This window comes from Amycolatopsis sp. (assembly GCF_025464955.1).
Taxonomy (GTDB): Bacteria; Actinomycetota; Actinomycetes; order Mycobacteriales; family Pseudonocardiaceae; genus Amycolatopsis.
In genome coordinates, this window is the sequence record NZ_JAODNM010000006.1 from 14,684 (window position 1) to 33,710 (window position 19,027).

General features: G+C 68.0%; 20 protein-coding genes. 12 read left to right on the top strand and 8 right to left on the bottom strand.

Features of this window, described 5'->3' with window-relative positions; all coding sequences use genetic code 11:
* Nucleotides 1-178: 178 nt before the first annotated feature.
* Entirely contained in the window at nt 179-508 is a 330-nt protein-coding gene (locus tag JWQ81_RS00525) for a hypothetical protein (RefSeq protein ID WP_297536728.1), read from the bottom strand.
* Nucleotides 509-789: 281 nt separating this feature from the next.
* On the opposite strand from JWQ81_RS00525, the gene JWQ81_RS00530 reads away from it, so the two are divergent.
* From JWQ81_RS00530 to JWQ81_RS00545, 4 genes are all read left to right on the top strand, one after another.
* On the top strand, nt 790-1,653 hold the full coding sequence (locus JWQ81_RS00530; RefSeq protein WP_297536729.1) for a helix-turn-helix transcriptional regulator: 864 nt from the start codon (nt 790-792) through the stop codon (nt 1,651-1,653).
* Nucleotides 1,654-1,778: 125 nt separating this feature from the next.
* Nucleotides 1,779-1,985, top strand: a complete 207-nt coding sequence (locus JWQ81_RS00535) for a DUF397 domain-containing protein (protein ID WP_297536730.1) — start codon at nt 1,779-1,781, stop codon at nt 1,983-1,985.
* A gap of 188 nt (nt 1,986-2,173) precedes the next feature.
* A complete protein-coding gene (locus JWQ81_RS00540; protein ID WP_297536731.1) occupies nt 2,174-2,392 on the top strand; it encodes a hypothetical protein in 219 nt (72 codons plus the stop codon).
* Between the two features lie 68 nt (nt 2,393-2,460).
* Nucleotides 2,461-5,526, top strand: a complete 3,066-nt coding sequence (locus JWQ81_RS00545) for an AAA family ATPase (protein ID WP_297536732.1) — start codon at nt 2,461-2,463, stop codon at nt 5,524-5,526.
* Here JWQ81_RS00545 and JWQ81_RS00550 read toward each other — a convergent pair.
* From JWQ81_RS00550 to JWQ81_RS00560, 3 genes are all read right to left on the bottom strand, one after another.
* Nucleotides 5,512-7,125 carry a succinic semialdehyde dehydrogenase gene (locus tag JWQ81_RS00550; RefSeq protein ID WP_297536733.1) on the bottom strand — a complete coding sequence of 538 codons (1,614 nt, stop codon included), beginning with the start codon at nt 7,123-7,125 and terminating at the stop codon, nt 5,512-5,514. The two genes, JWQ81_RS00545 and JWQ81_RS00550, sit on opposite strands and share 15 nt — an antisense overlap.
* A gap of 94 nt (nt 7,126-7,219) precedes the next feature.
* Complete coding sequence (locus JWQ81_RS00555; protein ID WP_297536734.1) at nt 7,220-7,795, bottom strand: hypothetical protein; 576 nt, start codon at nt 7,793-7,795, stop codon at nt 7,220-7,222.
* Between the two features lie 104 nt (nt 7,796-7,899).
* Nucleotides 7,900-8,526, bottom strand: coding sequence for a TetR/AcrR family transcriptional regulator (locus JWQ81_RS00560; protein ID WP_297536735.1), 627 nt, complete (start codon nt 8,524-8,526; stop codon nt 7,900-7,902).
* A 124-nt stretch (nt 8,527-8,650) separates the two neighbouring features.
* On the opposite strand from JWQ81_RS00560, the gene JWQ81_RS00565 reads away from it, so the two are divergent.
* The 7 genes from JWQ81_RS00565 to JWQ81_RS00595 all read left to right on the top strand — a co-directional run bounded on the left by JWQ81_RS00565 (nt 8,651) and on the right by JWQ81_RS00595 (nt 14,137).
* Nucleotides 8,651-9,802: an acyl-CoA dehydrogenase family protein gene (locus tag JWQ81_RS00565; RefSeq protein ID WP_297536736.1), complete on the top strand. Its 1,152-nt coding sequence runs from the start codon at nt 8,651-8,653 to the stop codon at nt 9,800-9,802.
* Between the two features lie 69 nt (nt 9,803-9,871).
* Nucleotides 9,872-11,011 (top strand): CaiB/BaiF CoA-transferase family protein, encoded by a 1,140-nt coding sequence (locus JWQ81_RS00570; protein ID WP_297536737.1) that lies wholly within the window; start codon nt 9,872-9,874, stop codon nt 11,009-11,011.
* Between the two features lie 219 nt (nt 11,012-11,230).
* A complete protein-coding gene (locus tag JWQ81_RS00575; RefSeq protein WP_297536738.1) occupies nt 11,231-11,398 on the top strand; it encodes a hypothetical protein in 168 nt (55 codons plus the stop codon).
* Between the two features lie 364 nt (nt 11,399-11,762).
* The gene (locus tag JWQ81_RS00580) at nt 11,763-12,248 is read left to right on the top strand and encodes a helix-turn-helix transcriptional regulator (protein ID WP_297536739.1); all 486 of its coding nucleotides are present in this window, start codon (nt 11,763-11,765) and stop codon (nt 12,246-12,248) included.
* 144 nt (nt 12,249-12,392) lie between these two features.
* Entirely contained in the window at nt 12,393-13,301 is a 909-nt protein-coding gene (locus JWQ81_RS00585; protein WP_297536740.1) for a lytic murein transglycosylase, read from the top strand.
* 38 nt (nt 13,302-13,339) lie between these two features.
* Entirely contained in the window at nt 13,340-13,750 is a 411-nt protein-coding gene (locus JWQ81_RS00590; RefSeq protein ID WP_297536741.1) for a hypothetical protein, read from the top strand.
* A 33-nt stretch (nt 13,751-13,783) separates the two neighbouring features.
* On the top strand, nt 13,784-14,137 hold the full coding sequence (locus JWQ81_RS00595; RefSeq protein WP_297536742.1) for a DUF3817 domain-containing protein: 354 nt from the start codon (nt 13,784-13,786) through the stop codon (nt 14,135-14,137).
* 95 nt (nt 14,138-14,232) lie between these two features.
* On the opposite strand, the gene JWQ81_RS00600 is transcribed toward JWQ81_RS00595, so the two are convergent.
* On the bottom strand, nt 14,233-15,594 hold the full coding sequence (locus JWQ81_RS00600; protein WP_297536759.1) for an MFS transporter: 1,362 nt from the start codon (nt 15,592-15,594) through the stop codon (nt 14,233-14,235).
* Nucleotides 15,595-15,802: 208 nt separating this feature from the next.
* Between JWQ81_RS00600 and JWQ81_RS00605 the strand changes: the two genes are divergently transcribed.
* Nucleotides 15,803-16,390, top strand: coding sequence for a TetR/AcrR family transcriptional regulator (locus JWQ81_RS00605; RefSeq protein ID WP_297536743.1), 588 nt, complete (start codon nt 15,803-15,805; stop codon nt 16,388-16,390).
* A gap of 105 nt (nt 16,391-16,495) precedes the next feature.
* Here JWQ81_RS00605 and JWQ81_RS00610 read toward each other — a convergent pair whose 3' ends face one another.
* From JWQ81_RS00610 to JWQ81_RS00620, 3 genes are all read right to left on the bottom strand, one after another.
* Nucleotides 16,496-17,359, bottom strand: a complete 864-nt coding sequence (locus tag JWQ81_RS00610; RefSeq protein WP_297536744.1) for a spermidine synthase — start codon at nt 17,357-17,359, stop codon at nt 16,496-16,498.
* Nucleotides 17,360-17,434: 75 nt separating this feature from the next.
* A complete protein-coding gene (gene speD, locus JWQ81_RS00615) occupies nt 17,435-17,824 on the bottom strand; it encodes an adenosylmethionine decarboxylase (RefSeq protein ID WP_297536745.1) in 390 nt (129 codons plus the stop codon).
* Entirely contained in the window at nt 17,817-18,962 is a 1,146-nt protein-coding gene (locus tag JWQ81_RS00620) for a type III PLP-dependent enzyme (RefSeq protein WP_297536746.1), read from the bottom strand. Before JWQ81_RS00620 ends, speD begins: the two co-directional genes overlap by 8 nt.
* Nucleotides 18,963-19,027: the final 65 nt, after the last annotated feature.

Sequence of the window (19,027 nt, forward strand, 5' to 3'; positions counted from 1 at the left end):
GTCCCGTCTACTGCAGCAAGACGAGGGCGACCAGGGCCACGGAACGGCCCTGGAGGCCCGAGGGATCCCTAACGCCGTGCGCGAGGTGCGGGGGGCGTTGGAAGGGAGGGTCCGGGATCGATCGGGGGAACAACCCCGGGCCCTCCCACAGTGAGAACGCGGTCGGATCACCTTGTGGTCAAGCCACGTAGTGCGGATTCCGCTTTCTCCGTTTGTGGTGGCTGGTGCTGGCCGCCATCACGGCCTCGCCTTGGCCCAGCCTGAGTTGTGCCGCCAGGTAGACGCGGCATGGTGTCCGGATGCGGCGGCGCCATGGCCACCGTGACGTGCGCGAGCGGCAGGCGCGGCATCGGCCGCGGGCGTCCGGGTCGTGCTCGGCGAGCGCTTCGCGCAGGGCGGCGACGATCACCGGGATTTCGGCCCTGGCCATCGCGGCCAGCCGGGCGTCGTCATAAACTTCAACAGTTCGGGTGATTTCGGTCAGTCGGTTATGGACAGCGGCCTGCATCGGGCCGAGGATGGACTCTCGTTCGAGCACTGGCCCCCCGTAACCGGTTTCACTGGGCGGAAACCCATTCCACTGCTTTCTCTCCCGCGGGGGAATCCGGTTCTCCGGTTATTCCTTCGCAGACTGCGAGCGTACATCGGCATTCTGCAAATTGCAGTCCACCGATCGGGGCTTGTCTCGCATTTCAGGGTGCACATTCATCACTGGGCGTATCAGCGGCTGGTTAGATGGTGCCTTGAACGGTGTGAAACTCCCGCCACCGCCGACCCGGAGGAGCCGCCATGACCAGGGGTCAAGGGCCTACCGTGCGCCGCCGCAGGCTGGCGAGCGAACTCAGGCGGTTGCGCGAGCTCGCCGACCTCACGATCGACGAGGTGGGTGAGAAGCTCGAGTGTTCCGCGTCCAAGGTCAGCCGCATCGAGACGGGTCATGTCGGGGTGACCCCGCGTGACGCCCGGGACATGCTCGAGCTGTACGGCATCGCCGGCGACGAGCAGGAGGCACTGGTCCAGCTGGCCAGGGAAGCCCGCAAACGCGGCTGGTGGCACGCCTACAACGAGGTGTTCACCGGGACCTTCGTCGGACTCGAGGCAGACGCGAGCTCGCTGCGGGCGTTCCAGGCGCTGCTGGTGCCCGGGCTGCTGCAGACTGAGCGCTACGCACGCGCCGTGATCAGGGCGATGCGTCCGGACGCCGAAGAGATCGAGGTGAAGCGCCGGGTCGCGGCGCGGATGGCGCGCCAGGAGCTGCTGACCGACGCCTCGCCGCCGGAGTACTGGGCGGTGATCGACGAGGCTGTGCTGCACCGCGAGGTGGACAGTCCCGAAGTGATGGCCGAGCAGCTCTACCGCATGCTCGCCGTGGCCAAGATGCCCCACGTCACCATTCAGGCCGTGCCGTTCGGCGCGGGTGCCCATCCGGGGATGGAGGGACCGTTCCTGATCCTCGGATTCCCGGAACAGGCGGATCCGGACGTGGTCTATGTGGACAGTACGTCCACCGGTCTGTATCTGGAAATGCCCCCCGATGTTCGTCGCTACGCGTTGATGTTCGACCATTTACGGGCGGCCGCGCTGAAGCCCGACGACACGCTCGAGCTGATCGCCGAGGCCGCGGGCAGATTCGCGGAACGGGCCGCTGGTTAGGGCTCGCGCTCCGAATCGTCTTCGGTGATCGAGCCGGGTTCACCCGGAAGGGTGAGGTTCGGACTAAATACTGACAATTTCCAGGCCACTAGCGGTATCCGGCCAAGAGTAAGGAGCGGGGAACCATGCCCGACGTCGATCTTTCCCGAGTGAACTGGCGCAAGAGCAGCTATAGCGGTGGCGGCAACGACTGTGTCGAGATCGCCTTTGCCGGCGGCGGTGCCGCCGTGCGCGACTCCAAGGACCCAGCCGGGGGCGCTTTCACCCTGTCGGCCCCCGGCTGGCGCGGGCTGCTCGACGCGGCGCGCGTCGGAGGCCTCGAACAGCGCTGAACGGCACGGAACGGTGCCGGAAGGCACCGCGAATCGACCCCTTACCCGCGACTGAGCTGCTGATCGGTCGGAGTAAGGGGTCGATCTGCGTCCAAAGCTGGGTGATCGCCCGATGCCGAGGGGGTGCCCTCAGGACGAATCTCATGTTCGCAGGAGAACGAACAACGGATTCGGAAGAGGGAACCATCATGGCTGGCGAATGGACGTTCGGCGCGGTGCAGGCGGAGATCGCCTACCGGACCGATGAACTGCGTAAGTCCGGACGGCACAGCTGGGTCACCAGCGGCCGGTTGAGCCGGCGTGCGCGCAAGGCGAGTGCGGCTCCGGTCGACATCCCGGAGCAGACGCGGCGCGGGGTCGACCGGTTGAGTGAGGCGGCTCCGGCGACGCACCACGCGGCACGGTAGGGCCACCGGTCATGCCTTGCGTGAACAGACTGGCAAACCTGACAAAGTTTTTGACGAGGTAGGCAAGAATGCACCTTGTGCCCCGTCTCGGATCAGGAATCCCGCTAGTCGCCCGTACTCACGAGATGCGACGGCTCCGTGCCGGGTTCGCCCGCGCCGAACGCGGCGAACCCGGCACGGTGCTGCTCTCCGGTGATGCCGGCGTCGGGAAGACGCGGCTGCTCACCGCGCTCGGCGAGTTCGCCGCGGATCAAGGGGCGGTGGTCCTCACCGGCCGCTGTATCGATGTCCGCGACGGCGGGTTGCCGTACCTGCCTTTCGCTGAGGCGCTGGCTCCGCTGGCCGCCTCGGCTGACCCGGTGATCGCCACCGCGGTCGCCGAACGGCCGACCCTCGGGCGGCTGCTGCCGCAGGTACAGCAGTCTTTTTCCAGCGCGCCGGTGTCCTCTGGCGGGATGTCGCTCCCGGAGCACGCGCCGCTGAACTCCAACGAGCGGGAGCGCATGCAGCGCCCGCGCCCCGAGCAGGACATGGGGCAGCTCCAACTCTTCGACGCCGTGCTCGGCGTCCTCAACGCCGTCGCCGAATCCCGGCCGGTGGTGATCCTGCTCGAAGACCTGCACTGGGCGGACGGGTCCAGCCGGAACCTGCTGTCGTTCCTGGCATCCCGCCTGCGGACGCAGCGGCTACTGGTCGTCGGCAGCTACCGCGAGGAGGACGTGCACCGCCGCCATCCCTTACGCGGGCTGCTCGTCGAGCTGGTTCGTCTGCCCACAGTGGAGCGGATCGATCTGAAACCGTTCGGGGACGCCGACGCGCGGGCTTTTGTCGAGGCGCTCGCCGACGAACCGCTCAGCGCCGAAACCGTCAGCGGCATCGTCTCCCGCTCCGAAGGCAATCCGTTCTTCGTCGAAGAACTTCTCGCTTCCTCCACCGAATCGGCCGGCTGCGACGATCTGCCCGCCGGTCTCGCCGACGTACTGCTGTCCCGGTTGGAGCGGCTCTCCCCGGACACCCGGCGCGTCATGCGGGTCATCTCGGTGGCGAATGATTCGGTGGCGCACGCGGCGCTGGCCGAAGTGTCCGGCCTGGGTGAGCTCGAGCTCGATGAGGCGCTGCGCGAGGCGGTGCAGCACCACGTCCTGGTCATCGAGCAGGGGTTCTACGAGTTCCGGCACGCGTTGCTGCAGGAAGCCGTCTACGCCGACCTGCTGCCGGGCGAGCGCGTCCGGATGCACGCCGCGTACGCGCTCCGGCTCAAGTCCACCCCTCAGGGGCGCGGCGCGGACGCGAGATTGGCTTATCACAGCTTGGAGAGCAAGGATTTCGCCACCGCGTTGACGGCGCTGCTTCGGGCGATGGCCGAAGCCGAGAAGCTCGGCGCGCCCGGTGCGGCACTGCGGCATGTCGAGCAGGCACTGTCCATTTGGGACGCCGTGCCCGCGGCGGATCGGCCGGCGGAATTCGATGAGCTCCGGCTGCTGAGTGAGGCGTCGTACTTCGCCGCCACCTCCGGCGAGCCCGAGCGGGCGGTCGCCTACGCGCGGTCTGCCACCCAGGCGATCACCGCGGACACGACGACCGAGCGGGCCGCCAAGACGTGGCGCCGGCTGGCCGAAGCACTGATGGCGATCGAGGGGACCCTCGACGAGCTGGTCGCGGCCATCGACCGGGCCTGGGCGCTGGTCGAGCACACCGGGCCGAGTTCGGTCCGGGCCTGGGTACTGGCCACTCGGGCGAGCATCCTGCGCGTCGTCGACAAGCCGGAAGAGGCGCTGCTCAGCGCTCAGCAGGCGGTCGCCGACGCGCGGGCTTCCCAGTCGTCCGGCGCTGAGGCGTCGGCGTTGATCTCGCTGGGTACCTTGGCCGACAACGCCGGCGATACCGAGGAGGCGCGCACCCGGTTGCGGGAGGCCATCCGGAAAGCCGCCGACAGCGGTGCGCTGAACGTCGAGCTCAAGGCCCTCTACCTGTTGGCGCTGAGCTATGACGACCAGGCCGAGACGGCCACCGCCATGGAGACCTACCTCCGGGGGATGAACCGTGCCGAGGAGAACGGCCTGACCTGGAGTGCCTTCGGGCTGGAGCTTCGCGCGCGGCACCTGTTCCTGCGGTATCTCAGCGGCGACTGGCCGAGCGAGGACGCCGCCGGCCGGGCGGCGCCGGGGGTGTCGAGCGTGGTCGCGGCCCGGATGGTGACGGTGTGGACCCTGATCGTCGTGGCCAGGGGCCGGTTCGCGACCGGCGCGAAGCTGGTGGCCGGCGCCCGTGCCCAATGGGGTGCCGATATCCAGATCGGCCTGGCCGGCGCCGACGCCGCGATCGAGCTTCCGTTCTGGCAGGGCGACCATGCCCGGGCCGTGGCCGAAGCCCGGAAGAGCATCGCCTGGCTGGAAAGTATGCAGCCGTGGCTGCTGGGCGGTATCCGCATCGGCGCGCTCGGCGTCGCGGCCGCGGCGGCGCAGGCGACCGCCGCGCGGGCACATGGCGACGTGGCCGAGGCCGTCGAGGCGGTCTCCGCGGGTGAGGAACTCATTGCCCACGTGCGTCAGTGCGCCGAGCTCGGACAACCGCGGTCGAGCACTTTGGGACCGGAAGGCCGAGCCTGGCTTGCGCGGGCGGAGGCATCGGCCAGCGGCTTGGCCGGCCCTGCCGATGCCGCGCTGTGGGAAAAGGTCGTCGACGCGTTCGGTTATGGCGCGGTCTACGAGCAGGCGATCTGCCGCTGGCACTTCGCCGAAGCATTGCTGGCCGCGGGGGACGCCGAACGTGCTGCGGAGGAGCTGCTACTGGCGCACGAGACGGCCGAAAGGCTGGGGGCGGTTCCGCTCCGCGACGCGGTGCGCGAGGTGGCGCACCGAGCCCGGATCGACCTGCCCGGACAGGCCGTGGTGCCGGAGCGGGACGTCGTGAGCCCGTTGACCGAGCGTGAACAGGTGGTGCTGGAGCGGGTCGCGCTCGGCCGGACCAACCGGCAGGTCGGCGAAGAGCTTTACATCAGCGAGAAGACGGTCAGCGTGCACCTGTCCCGGGTGATGGCGAAGCTCGGGGCCAGCAGGCGCGCCGAAGCCGTGGCGATCGCCTACGACCGCGGCCTGCTGGTCAAGCCCGCGTCGTCGTCACCGACCGGGTAGCCGCCGGAGCAGCTTCATGCTCGAAGTCATGCCCCGGGCCCACAGCTTCGGCGGGATGCCGCGCCCGGGGCGCAGCCTGAGCCCGCGCTGAATCGCGATGGACTGGGATTCGGTGTACTTCAGCAGCCCTTCGGCGCCGTTGCGCCGTCCGACACCGGATTGCTTCATCCCGCCCATCACCAGCGCGACACTGCCGAACGTCGCCGCGTAGCCCTCGTTGACGTTGACCGTGCCCGCCTTGAGCCTGGCCGCGATCGCCCAGCCCGCGCGCCCGTTGCCCGACCAGACGCTCGCGTTCAGGCCGTACTGGGTGTTGTTCGCGCGGTCGATCGCGTCGGTGATGTCGGTGTAGCCGTAGATGGAGACGACTGGGCCGAAGGTCTCCTCGGCGAACAGGTCGACGTCTTCGGTCACGTCGGTCAGGACGGTCGGCTCGTAGAACAGCGGCCCCAGCTTCGGCCGTGCCTTGCCGCCGGTAAGGACCTTGGCACCCTTCCGGCGCGCGTCCTCGACGTGGGCGGAGACGGATTCGAGCTGAGCGGGCGAGGTCAACGAGCCCATGTCGGCGTCGTAGTCGAGCGCGCCTCCGAGCCGCAGAGCTTCGGTCCGCTTGACGAACGCGGTGGTGAACTTCTCGCGGATGCTTTCGTGCACGTAGATCCGCTCGATCGACACGCAGAGCTGGCCGGCGGAGGCGAAACACGCCGTTACGGCCCCGGCCGCAGCCTTGGCCACGTCGGCGTCCGGCAGCACGATCATCGGGTTCTTGCCGCCGAGCTCGAGCGAGTAGCCGATGAGCCGGTGGGCGACCTGACCGGCGAGCCGCTTGCCCGTCGGCGTCGAGCCGGTGAAGCAGAGGTAGTCCGATTCCTCCACCAAGGCGGTGCCGATTTCCGCGCCGGCGCCGAGGACTATCTGCCAGGCGTCGACCGGGAGCCCGGCTTCCTCGGCGAGTTCGTGGAGCCACAGTGCGGAAAGCGCGGTCTGGTTGTCCGCCTTCTGCACCACCGTGTTGCCGGCGGCCAAGGCGGGCAGGACGTCCATCGCGGTCAGTGCCAGCGGGTAGTTCCAGGGCGTGATGATGCCGACGACGCCTTTCGGGTGCCGGATTTCGCCGGCCTTGGTCAGCACCGGGATGACGCCCGGGCGTTTCCTCGACGCCAGGATCTTCGCGCTGTGGTTTCCGTAGAACGCGGCTACGAGCGCGGTGGCGCTCACTTCGTCGAAGGCGTCCATGCGGGCTTTTCCGGCCTCGACCTGCAGCAGGTCCAGTGCTTCGGCCTGCCGTTCGAGCACGAGGTCGTGCAGCCGGACCAGGACGCGCTGCCGCTGGGTGACCGGGGTCGTGGCCCAGGAGCGCTGGGTTTCGCGTGCCTTGGCGAAAGCGGCGCGCGTGTCGACGTCGGTGGCCTGGGGGAGCGCGGCGATCAGCGTGCCGGTGAATGGTGCCGTCGTCTCCGCGGGCGCGCTGTCCTTGCCGCCGGATACCCGGTCGAGGAGCTGGGCGGCCCTGGCGGTGGCGGGTGCCCCGGGGACTCCGCCGAGGGTGCCGGAGTCCGCCTCGTCGTGGCTTGCGCTAACCGGCGTTGTGCTGGTCATGACGTCTCCGCTTCCTGCCCCAGAAGTGTTACCGACGAGTAGAGCATACCGCCGGTACGTCTTCGGCCCAGGTTACATGAATAGTATTCACTTATTACGGGGTTCGGGGAGCGATGATCACCGGCGCGGAGAAGCCCATCGGCGGCGTGTCGGTGTCATCGGTGTTGTCGGCGACCACGGCCGCCGGCCGGGATCGGAGGCAGACGAAGACAGCCGCCAGCACCGCGGCCGCGGTACCGGCCGAAAGCACCCAGACGCCGCTCCCCGCTCCGACGGCGATTTTGGCGCCGGCGGTCGAATCGACGGAGTACGCGCTCAGGAACGCGGTGATATCCGTCAGCATCATCGCCAGTATCGCCGCCGCCGCGGTTGCCGTGGCGACGACCGTCACCCTCGCCGAACCCGCTCGCCGGACGACCAGCGCGACGCTGACCAGCAGAGCCACGGCGACGACGAGGATCGGGATCCCGAAGTACGGCGGATGGACGTTGCCCGTTGTACCGGTGCCGGTGGACACCCAGGAAATCGTGAACTTCCAAGGGGTCGTCTCCACGCGCTGGGTCTGCAAGGAGCCGCCCGTGCTGTTGGTCAGGAACTTGTAGGGCAGCAGGGTTCCCACGGCGAGCAGCAAGGCGGCGACGCCGGACAGCACGGCGGCGATCAGCCGCACCCGGGCGATTCGGACCCGGGGAGGGGGTGGCTCAGCCGCCGTCGGCTCGCCCAAGACGACTACGCCGGGATGGTCGCTCGAGGGTGGCAGAACGGCCGTGTGTGTCACAGATCGGGACGGTAGAAGGACACGGCGATTCGCTTCCACTCCTCGAGGAGTTCCTTGCGCCGCACGGGATCTCCGCCGAGCTCGGCGTCGAGGGCGAGGCCTCGGGTGAGGTTGACGGTGAGCCAGAACAGGATCTCGGCGCGTTCGCGGGGGAGGTCGCCGGCGACCGCGGTGATGTGTTCCATCGTCGCCCGCCCCAGCGCGCGGTCGACCGGGCGGATGGCGGCCCGCAGTTCGGGATCGGTGCGCGCGGCGACCCAGAGCTCGGTCACGGCCTTCGACAGCGTGCCCGAGTAGCCCTCCCACAGCAGGTCGATGGCGGTCGGGATGCCGTCCGCGCCACTGGGCAGCGTGCCCAGCGACGCCGCAAGCTGGCTCTTCAGCTTGGTCGTCAGGTGGGCGACGGCGGCCGCCATGAGCTCGGCCTTGGCCGAGAAGTGGTGCTGGACGGCGCCTTTCGACACGCCCGCCCGCGCACAGATCTCCTGGACCGATGTCCTGGCGTAGCCGATCTCGACCAGGCAGTCGATCGTCGCGTCGAGCAGGGCCGTGCGGGTCTGCTCCCGTCGCTCGGCCTGGGTGCGGTGTGCCCTGGTGTGCGGCCCGCGTGTTGCCTCGGTCACATCGGGCTCCCGTCGGTCGGTCTTTACGTTCAGTCCGGCACGCATGTACATTCCACTGAGAACTTACATTCTAGCTGTAATGTTTTCTAGTAGACCTGCTCTAGAGCTATCAGGAGGGCCCGCCGTGCCACTGCGGAAAAAGCGGAGTTCGTGGAGTGACGACGATCTGGAGAACTTCCGCGACCTCGCGCGGACCTTCTGCCAGAAGGAGCTGACGCCCAACCAGGAGCGCTGGGCGCAGGCCAAGCAGGTCGACCGGGAGCTGTGGACCAAGGCTGGCGAGGTCGGTCTCCTGGCCATCTCCATCCCTGAGCAGTACGGCGGCGGTGGCGGCACCTTCGCGCACGAGACCGTCCTATATGAGGAGCAGGCCAGGTCCGGTGACAGCGCCTGGGGTGTCTCGGTGCACAACGGGATCGTCGCGCACTATCTGCTCGCCTACGGCTCCGAGGAACTCAAACAGCGCCTGCTGCCGAAGTTCGCGAGCGGCGAGTTCGTCGGCGCGATCGCGATGACCGAGCCGGGCACCGGGTCCGACCTGCAGAGCATCAAGACCCGCGCGGTCCGCGATGGCGACCACTACGTCATCAACGGCGCGAAGACGTTCATCACCAACGGCGGGCTGGCTGACCTCGTGGTCGTCGCGGTGAAGACCGATCCCGACGCGGGGGCGCAGGGGGTCTCGCTGATCGCGGTCGAAACCACGACGCCCGGTTTCCGGCACGGCCGGATCCTCGACAAGCTCGGCCTGAAGGGGCAGGACACCGCCGAACTGTTCTTCGACGACGTCCGCGTGCCAGCCGGCAACCTGCTCGGTGGCGAAGAAGGCCAGGGCTTCATCCAGATGATGAAGCAGCTCCCGCAGGAACGGCTGCTCATCGCCATCACCGCGGTCGCCGGCATGGAGAGCGCGATCGACCTGACGATCGAGTACACCAAAGACCGCAGCGCCTTCGGCCGCCCGATCTTCAACTTCCAGAACACCAAGTTCAAGCTCGCCGAAGCGGCGACCGAGGCCGCGGTGGCACGGGCTTTCCTCGACCAGTGCGTCGAGGAACACCTCCGCGGCGAACTCGACATCCAAGGTGCCGCCATGGCCAAGCTATGGACGACCGAGCGGGTGAACAAGGTCGTGGACGACTGCCTCCAGCTGTTCGGCGGTTACGGCTACATGACCGAGTACCCGATCGCGCGGGCGTGGGCCGATCTCCGCATCAACCGGATTTTCGGTGGCACCAGTGAAATCATGAAGGAAATCATCTCGCGCACGCTCTGATTCTCCTTACTCCCAAGCTTTCCTCTTGTTGGTTCTTGCGACTGGCACTACACAGAAGGGATTTCCTCGATGAAGGCTGGGCCCCTGAGCGGACTCAAGGTCGTCGAACTCGCCGGGCTGGCGCCCGGGCCGTTCGCCTGCACCGTGCTCGCCGATCTCGGTGCGGACGTCGTCCGGGTGGACCGCGCGACCCCCGGGGCCGACGTCCTCGGGTTCCCGAATGACCCACTGACGCGCGGCCGGCGCACGATCGGTGTCAACACCAAGACGCCCGAGGGTGTCGAGGTGGTGTTGACACTGCTCGAAAGCGCGGACGTGCTGATCGAGGGGTTCCGGCCGGGGGTCGCGGAACGGATGGGCCTCGGTCCGGAGCAGGTGCACGCGCGCAACCCGCGCTTGGTCTACGGACGGATGACCGGGTGGGGGCAGGACGGCCCGATGGCCCCGGCTGCCGGGCACGACATCAACTACATCTCCATCGCCGGTGCGCTGGAACCGATCGGGCGGGCGGGCGAGCGTCCCGTCCCGCCGCTCAACCTGGTGGGCGACTTCGGCGGCGGCGGTCTGTTGCTCGCGATGGGCGTCCTCGCGGCCTTGTACGAACGCACGTCCTCTGGCAAGGGGCAGGTCGTCGACGCCTCGATGGTCGACGGTGCCGCGTTGCTCACCACCAGCCTGCACGGGTTGAAGGCGGTCGGGGTGTGGCAGGGCGAACGTGGGGAGAACCTGCTCGACGGCGGCGCGCCCTTCTATGACACTTATGAGACGTCAGACGGAAAATATGTCGCAATAGGCGCTATCGAACAACGTTTCTGGGCCGCGCTGGTGAAGGTTCTCGGCCTGGATCCCGCCGAGCTGCCGATCCACGTCGATCAACGCGAATGGCCGCGGCTGCGCGAAATCCTCACCAAAGCCATCGGCAGCCGCACGCGGGACGAGCTCGTCGCCCTCGCCGAAGGCACCGACGCGTGCCTCACTCCGGTCCTTTCGCCGTGGGAGGCCGCCGAGCATCCACACAATGCCGCCCGCGGCACCTTCGTCGAGATCGGCGGCGTCGTCCAGCCGGCACCGGCTCCGAAGTTCGACCGCACGCCGCCCGAAACCCCGGAAGCGCCCCATGTCGCGGGAGCGGACACCGCCGAGGTGCTGACCGAACTCGGGCTTGGTGACCGGATCGACGAGCTGCGAGCGGCCGGCGTGATCGTTTGACACAGAGCACCCTCCAGCGTGGCTTGATGCACTGAACGGCCCAGTCCTCCTAGAGTGGACGGGTACTCGTCCACCACGCGGAGTCACCAGCTGCGCACGTGAGCGTGACACCTGTCCCAGATCGCGTGGTCTAGGGGATGATGGCCGTACTGGTCGGCTGAGATGACGAGGAGCCGGTGCCCGCGGTGGGCGCCGGTCGGACCTATTCCGGATGGAGCCATGTCGCCCAACCTCAAGAAGATCGTGGTCGTCGCCGTGGTCGCGCTCGTGCTGTTCTTCTTGATCACCCAGCCACACCAATCCGCCGACACGGTCCACCGGGTGCTGGGCTGGTTGAAGTCCGGGGCCGAGGCCATCGTGACGTTTGTGAAGAGTTTGTTCTCCTGATCCCAGGCATAGGGTGACCGGCATCGCGCACGCGGTGCCGGTCACCCTGGCGTGCGCTCCGCGTGATAACTACGGAGAGTCAAGAACCTCTCGATTTGGCCTCAAGACTCGACCATCTGGGTGGATTGCCACGATTAACGCGCTGGTCGCCGAATTGTTGGCATCGGGGGACTGGCGGAGTAAGCCACACCGGCCCTACGGTGCTCACATTGCGTGACAGGCGGAGCCGGGCATCGCCGGACAATCGGAACTGCCCAGCCGTACAGCGCATGAATTCCTGTTTCTTGATCATCGGTTCTGATCATTGTGGTGCGTTCGGTAGTTGAACTTCATCAGTCGGGGCAAGTCAGTCGAGGAGGCGGGGATGAGCGGAGATCCCGGAGTGGACGCGTTGATCCGGCAGTGGGCGGCCGAGCGCGAGCGGACGGTGGAAGAGCAGGAAGTCGACCGCATCGCGTCGGCGTGGCTCGCCGACGTGCCCCGCGCGGCGCCGGGTATTCCCGGCCAGCGTGAGCGCGGCGGTTCGGCGAAGTGGGCGCAGGTCGACGCCGCCGATCCCGGTTACCTGGACGCCATGCGCAGCAGGCTGCCGGATGTCCCGGTGGACTTGCTGACCGCCGCCGCCGGTTGGTGGCAGATGGTCGGCGGAGTCGCCGAAGCCGAAGCCTGGTGGGACGCCGGTATCAGCCCGCTGGACCAGCGCGCGCTGGACTATCGCGCAGCCGGCCTGTCGCCGTCGGACCTGAGCCGCCGGCTCGGCCCGATGACGGTTCTGCAGCACCTCCGTCGCGGCAGCGCGCCGGCTTGGTGCGTCGCGAGGCTCTCGAGGCAGCAGCAGAAACCCGCCTAGTTTCGGTGGTATTCCAGTAGTTGAGAGCACAGCTACACGACCGGGTAGAACCGGCGTGCCGACGTCGAGCGGACGGCCCGCGTAACGCTAACCTGCGCGGGCTCGTTACCTCAGTAACGTCGGTCAGGCTGGAGGCTTTTGCTGGTGCGCACGACCCGGAACGGTCACTCGGATACCGCTGAGGACGCACTGGCCGAACCAGCGGCGTCTCCCGCCGCGAAACGCGGGCCAGGGGTCGCGATCCTCGGCAGGCTGGCGATAGCGGTCGTCGTGCTTACCGTCGCCGGCGGCGGTGTGTGGTTGGTCACCAGTGCGACCGCGCCGGAAGCCGGCCCCACGACCACCGACATCCCGGCCCTGCAGGTAGCGGCCGCCGATGTGCGACCGGGGTCGATCGCTCCGGGCAACGCCACCATCGAGGGCGGCGGCAACCAGCAGACCGCTCCTCAACAGGTCCAGAGCAAGCAGGGCCGTGACTTGTTGGCCGGATGGGCGGCCAAGGCCGCTCCGGTGGTCGGCGTGCCGGCCCGCGCGCTGGTCGGTTACGGTAACGCCGAACTGGTCATGCGGGCGGTGGACCCGGGCTGTCACATCTCCTGGGCGACCTTGGCCGGGATCGGCCGGATCGAGTCCGACCACGGGCAGTACGGCGGTGCCGTGCTCGGTGCCGACGGACGGCCGTCCAAGCCGATCATCGGCGTCCCGCTCGACGGATCACCCGGGGTCAGGGCCATCGGCGACACCGACGGCGGCAGGCTCGACGGCGACCCGACCACCGACCGTGCGGTCGGACCGATGCAGTTCATTCCCAGTACGTGGTTGAAATGGGCGTCCGACGCCAATGGCGACGGCCGCGCCGACCCGCAGCAGATCGACGACGCCGCGCTGACCGCGGCTCGGTATCTGTGTGCCGGCGGACGTGACATGGCGAGCGCGTCCGGCTGGTGGGCGGGGCTGATGTCGTACAACAACTCGACCGAATACGGGCAGAAAGTATTCGGGCTCGCCGACGGATATGCCAAAGCGGCACAAACCGTCAAGGTGCGGGGCTGAGGGAAAGCACCCGTACGGACGAGTGCTAGCGTCGGAACGTGCCAGCCACCCCGCGGACCTCGCAGCGCCTCGCGATCGCGGGCGTGTGCGCGGTCAGTCTGCTGATCTGCTGCGGGCTCGCCTGGTGGCAGTGGGACCGGTACTCCTCGGCCACCGGAACCCTCCAGAACCTCGGGTACGTACTGCAGTGGCCGCTGTTCGGCCTGTTCCCGGCGTTCATGTTCTACCGGATCCGCAAGCTCAGGCGCGAAGCCGACGCGGCCGACGCGGCGGAGATGTCGGAGCTCACCCGCCCGGAGCGGATCGAAACGCCGGTCGAGCGCGAGCCCGTCAGCGAGATGGCCTACCGGCTTCCTGCCGAGCGCCGGGCCGCCCCGTCGGACGATGACGACGACGAGCTCGCCGCCTACAACCGTTATCTCGCCGAGCTGCGCTCGCGCGATCAGTAACAGACCCGTCTTCGGGCCGGAAAGGCAGTTTCCATGGTGACCACGGAGGAACGCGACACCCCGGCGGCCGGAGCCAAGGTGTCGCTGCGCGGACCGCTGCTGCGCTATCGCGTGATGGCGTACGCGACCGGTGTCGCGCTGCTCTGCCTGACGCTGGCGATCATCCTGAAGTACGCGGCCGACTCGCCGGCGATGATGAGCTGGGCCGGCGTCACCCACGGCCTGTTCTACATGGTCTACCTGGTACTGGCTGTCGACCTGGCACTCAAGGCCCGGTGGTCGATCAAGGGCACCCTGCTGGTGCTGATCGCCGGCACCATCCCGTTCCTGTCGTTCGTGGCCGAGCGCAAGGTGACCCACCGTATCGACGCCGGTGGGAAGCTGTAAGTCGCCGAAAAGCTTGACTCGGGGGACCTTTCGTCTACTTGATGCAGACCGAAGGTCCCCCGAGTCGTTTCGGGATCAGTGGCGGAGAGTGTGCATCAGCGCGTGCGTTTGAACGTGAGCGCTACGACGAAGGTGAACGCGGCGAGGATGGCCGCCGTGGTGAAGGCGGCAGTCATCCCCGTGACGAGCACCTCCTGGCGCGAAGCCGTCGCGGTCGACGCGGAGCGCGTGGCCGTCCCGAAAACCGTCACCAGAATGGCGAGCCCCAGTGTCGAGCCGACCTGCTGCATCGTCTGCAGTACCCCGCCGGCCGCCCCCGCGTCCTCGGGCCGCACGGTCGACATGATGATGATGTTGAGCGGCGAGAACGCCAGCCCGCCGCCGATCCCCATCAGCAGCATCGGTCCCAGCAGACCCGCCACATACGTGCTGCCCTGGTCGAGCTGGGTGAGCCACAGCAGCCCGCCGAACATCGACGTCGTGCCGACGAGCAGGAGCGGTTTCGGGCCGAACCGGGGGAGCAGCCGCGGGATCACCCTGCTCAGCGAGAACATCGCGGCGGCCATCGGCAGGAACGCGAGCCCGGTCTGCAGTGCCGCGAAGTGCGTCACCTCCTGCAGGAACTGGGTGAGGTAGAAGAACATCGACATCATCGCCATCGGGCCGATGAAGAAGTTCAGGTACGCGGCCGCGCGGTTGCGGTCGGCGAACAGGCGTAACGGCATGAGTGCTTGCCGCGTCCGCAGTTCGATGGTGAGGAACGCCGCCAGTGCCGCCAACCCGCCGAACAGAAAGCCCAGCGTCGCCGGATCACCCCAGCCGTGGGTCGCGGCGCGGATGAACGAGTACACGAGCGCGGCGACCGCGGTCGTGCCGGTGAGCGCGCCGGGGATGTCGAGGTGGGCCTTGCGGCGTGCCGGTTCGGGCACGAACCTTGGGGCGAGCAGGATGATCGCGGCCCCGAACGGGACGTTGATGAACAGCACCGCGCGCCAGGACAGCCACTCGGTGAGCAGGCCGCCGAGGATCAGCCCGATGGCGAAACCGCCGCTGGACATCGCCGAGAACAGCGACAGCGCGCGGACCCTGGCGCGGGTTTCGGTGAACGTGCTGACGATCAGTGCCAGCGTGCTCGGTCCGGCGGCGGCCGCGCCGAAACCTTGGACGACGCGGGCGACGAGTAGCAAAGTCGCCGAGTCGGCCAGGCCGCCCACCAGCGACGCGGCGGTGAACAACGCCGTGCCGAGGACGAACATGCGCCGACGGCCGAAGAGGTCGCCCGCCCGGCCGCCCAGTAGCAGCAGGCCGCCGAACACGAGGCTGTAGGCGTTCATCACCCAGGACAGGCTGGTCGGGGTGAAACCGAGGTCGTGCTGGATCTTCGGGAGTGCGACGTTCATCACGGTCGCGTCGAGAATGAGCATGAGCTGGCAGGTGAGCACGATCGCCAGCACCAGGTGCGGCCGTCGTACCTGAGGTGGTGCCACGGTGTCGGGCACAGGCAGGGTCAACTGGGTGCTTGTGGACTCGGAAGACAAGGAATACTCCATGTGCTGGATGCAGATAAGTGGAGAAGCTCTCCACTTCGTCTGGGAGAGATAATATGGAGAGACTCTCCGGTTGCGCAAGAGGTATTCGGGGATTGTCTCCGGTTATGCTTCAGGGATGCTCAAGGAGGAGTGGCCGATGGTGACGGACAAGACCACCCGTCCCCTGCGGGCGGACGCCCAGCGCAACTACGACCGCATCGTGGCCACGGCCCGGGATGCCTTCGCCGAGTGTGGTAACGAGGTGCCTCTCGACGACATCGCGAAGCGGGCCTGCGTCGGCGCCGGCACGCTCTACCGGCACTTCCCGACGCGTGAGACGCTCTATGAAGCCGTGTACCGCGGTGAGATCACCACGCTTTGCGAGCGTGCGCCCAAGCTGCTGGCCGAGTTGCCGCCCACCGAGGCGCTGGCGGCCTGGGTCGGCGAACTGGTCCAGTGGGTCGCGAACAAGCGAAGCCTGGCCATGACGCTCAAGGCGTCCATCGACTCCGGTTCCGAAACGTTCCGTCTGTGTCAGACCATGATGAGAGAGGCTGCCGGCACCGTACTGAGCGCGGCGCAAGCCACCGGGGTGATCCGCCTCGACATTGGCCCGGCCGACCTCATGCGGCTCGGTCACGGCATCGGCGTCTCGGTGGAGCACGCCGATCCCGAGGACGCCGACCGCCTGGTTTCCATCATGCTCGACGGGCTCCGAGCCTGACGTCTCCTTCTTGTCGCATTTAGCCGATCGCGCGCTTCGCGATTCGGCTCAGTGGACCCCTGGTACGAATGATTCGTACCAGGGGTCCCCTGAGTCACCAGGGCGTCAGCGTGTCCGGAGCGAGTGGGGTGGCAAGGTGTTGGCGCGCAGAGCGGGTTCGTCGAGGGTGGACGGGGTGCGCGCGGAATCGCGGAGCTGGTGGCACACGGCCGAAACCGGATCGTCGAGACGGTCGACACGGCCGGTGAGGAACGCCCATTCGTGTTCGTCCGAACCGTAGTAGAGGACTGTGCCGAACGCTTCGGAGAAGCGGTCCCACGCCGTCGCCAGCGTCGAGTTGCGCCAGAGGGTGGGGCAGCCTGCCTGGCAGCCGACCACGCCGCCTTCGGTCAGCAGCTCGGCGCAGCGGCGTAGGAAATCCTTGCCGTACAACCGATTGTGCTGAGCTTCGGGGTTCTCGTTCTCGTCGGGCAGGTCGATGACGATGACGTCGTAGCGGTGCCCGTCCCGTGCGGCTTCGGCGAGGAATTCCCAGCCGTCGCGGTAGTGCATCCGGATCCGCCCGGTGCCCCGCTCCGCTTCCTTGAGCGCCTCGACGGTGTAGCCGTACGGGAGGTACTCCGCGCACGCCGTGACCGCGGCTTCGTCGATGTCGACGTGATCCACGAGCTCCGCGCCCCAGCCGGCCGCGAGCTCGCTGGCAACGCCTTCGCTCGACCCGATCACGAGCACCCGCCGAAGCTGCCGCGCGAGCAACATCGTCGGCACCATCAGCGCTTCGTGGTAGGTCAGTTGGCTCGACTCGGTGCTCTGCCGTTCGTCGTCGCAGAACAGGGAAACGCCCTGCGCTGTCCGTCCTATCAGGACACTCTGGAACGGTGTCCTGGTTTCGTACAAGACTTCGCTGAGCTCCCACGTCCGGTTCAGCCCGGGGCCGAGCGGCTCGAAGACCGTGCGCCGAACAGTCATTTCGCTTCCTCCGCTGAGAAGAACACGTCGTCAGTTGTTTCGGCTCCTCCGCTGAGAAGAACACGTCGTCAGTCGTCATGGTTCTCCTTCGACCGGGGCATGGCCGCGCCGGACAGTCGACAGTGCAACGGGGTCGGTACCGAGCGCGGCGGCGAACAGGCGCACCGCCTGCTCGGGATCGGCGCGGTCGCCGCAGGTGAACACGTCGATGAACACCGCGCCGAGTTCGGGATAGGTGTGGATCGACGCGTGGGACTCGGCCAGCATCGCGAGCACGGTGACGCCCTGGGGCTCGAACCGGTGATCGAGCATGTCGCAGACGGTCGCGCCCGCCTCGGTCACCGCGGACCACAGTGCCGAGCGCAGGAATTCGACGTCGTCGAGCAGTTCCGGGGCGATCCCGCCGAGTTCGGCCAGCACATGGCGGCCGGCGAACACCCCGACGGTCCGGGTTTCGTCAGTCATCGGCGAGCCGGCCGTCCAGCAGGCAGTACGTCCGCAGGGGTTCGATGCCGTTGAACGACACCGACGAATAACTGGCCGTATAGGCGCCCGTGCCGGGCAGGTCGAGGAGGTCACCCGCACGCAACGAGAGTGGCAGCTCGTACGGCGTCCGCTGGTAGAGCACGTCGTCACCGTCGCATGTCGGACCCGCGATGACCACCGGACCGCTCGGGCCGCCCCGGTCGTCGACGGATACGAAGCGGTACGTGATCGCCTCGTTCTCCGTCTCGGCCAGCCCGTTGTAGCGGCCGATGTCGAGGTAGACCCAGCGGTCCGGCCTGCGCGACACGAGGACGACTTCGGTCCGGATGACCCCGGCGTCCGCGACGACCACCCGTCCGGGCTCCAACGTCAACTCGAGCCGGCTCTCCGGGAAATGCGCGCGCAGGGCTGCGCCGATTCCTTCGGCGTAGACGGCTGGCGACGGGACGGGTTCGCGGTGCGAGGTGGCGAAACCGCCGCCGATGTTGAGCCGGTTCACGACCACCCCGCGCGACGTGGCTTCGGAGAAGACCTTGGCCGACGCGGCGATGGCGACTTCCCACGCGGACACGTCGAGCTGCTGCGACCCGACGTGGAAGGCGACGCCCGCCGGTTCGAGGCCGAGTTTCGCGGCGAGGACCAGCAAGTCCACCGCTGTCGCCGGTTCGCAGCCGAACTTGCGGCCGAACGGCGTCGCCGAGGTCGGGCCGTCCACCAGCAGCCGAACGAACACCGCCGAACCCGGCGCGTGCCGGGCGAGGTTCACGAGGTCTTGTTCGGCGTCCGAGGTGAACTCACGCACGCCGTGGGCGCGGGCGAACGCGATGTCCGACGGCTTCTTGATCGTGTTGCCGTAGGACAGCGAATCCGGGTCCGCGCCGAGCGACCGGCACAGCTCGATCTCCGCCCGCCCGGCCACGTCGAAACCCATACCGGCCGCGATCAGCGCGCGCAGCACCGCGGGCGCCGGGTTGGCCTTGACCGCGTAGCGGATCCGCGCCCCGGGAAAGGCGCTGATCACCGTATGTGCCCGAGCCGTCACCACGTCGACGTCGACGACCAGGCACGGCGTCGGCGGGCGGCGTTCGGCGAGCCATCGCTGGATCTGTTCGGTCACCCCACGACTGTGTCAGAGGGGCGGACTCGTCAGCGTTCCGGCCGCTTGCTGTGCTCTGCGGGACA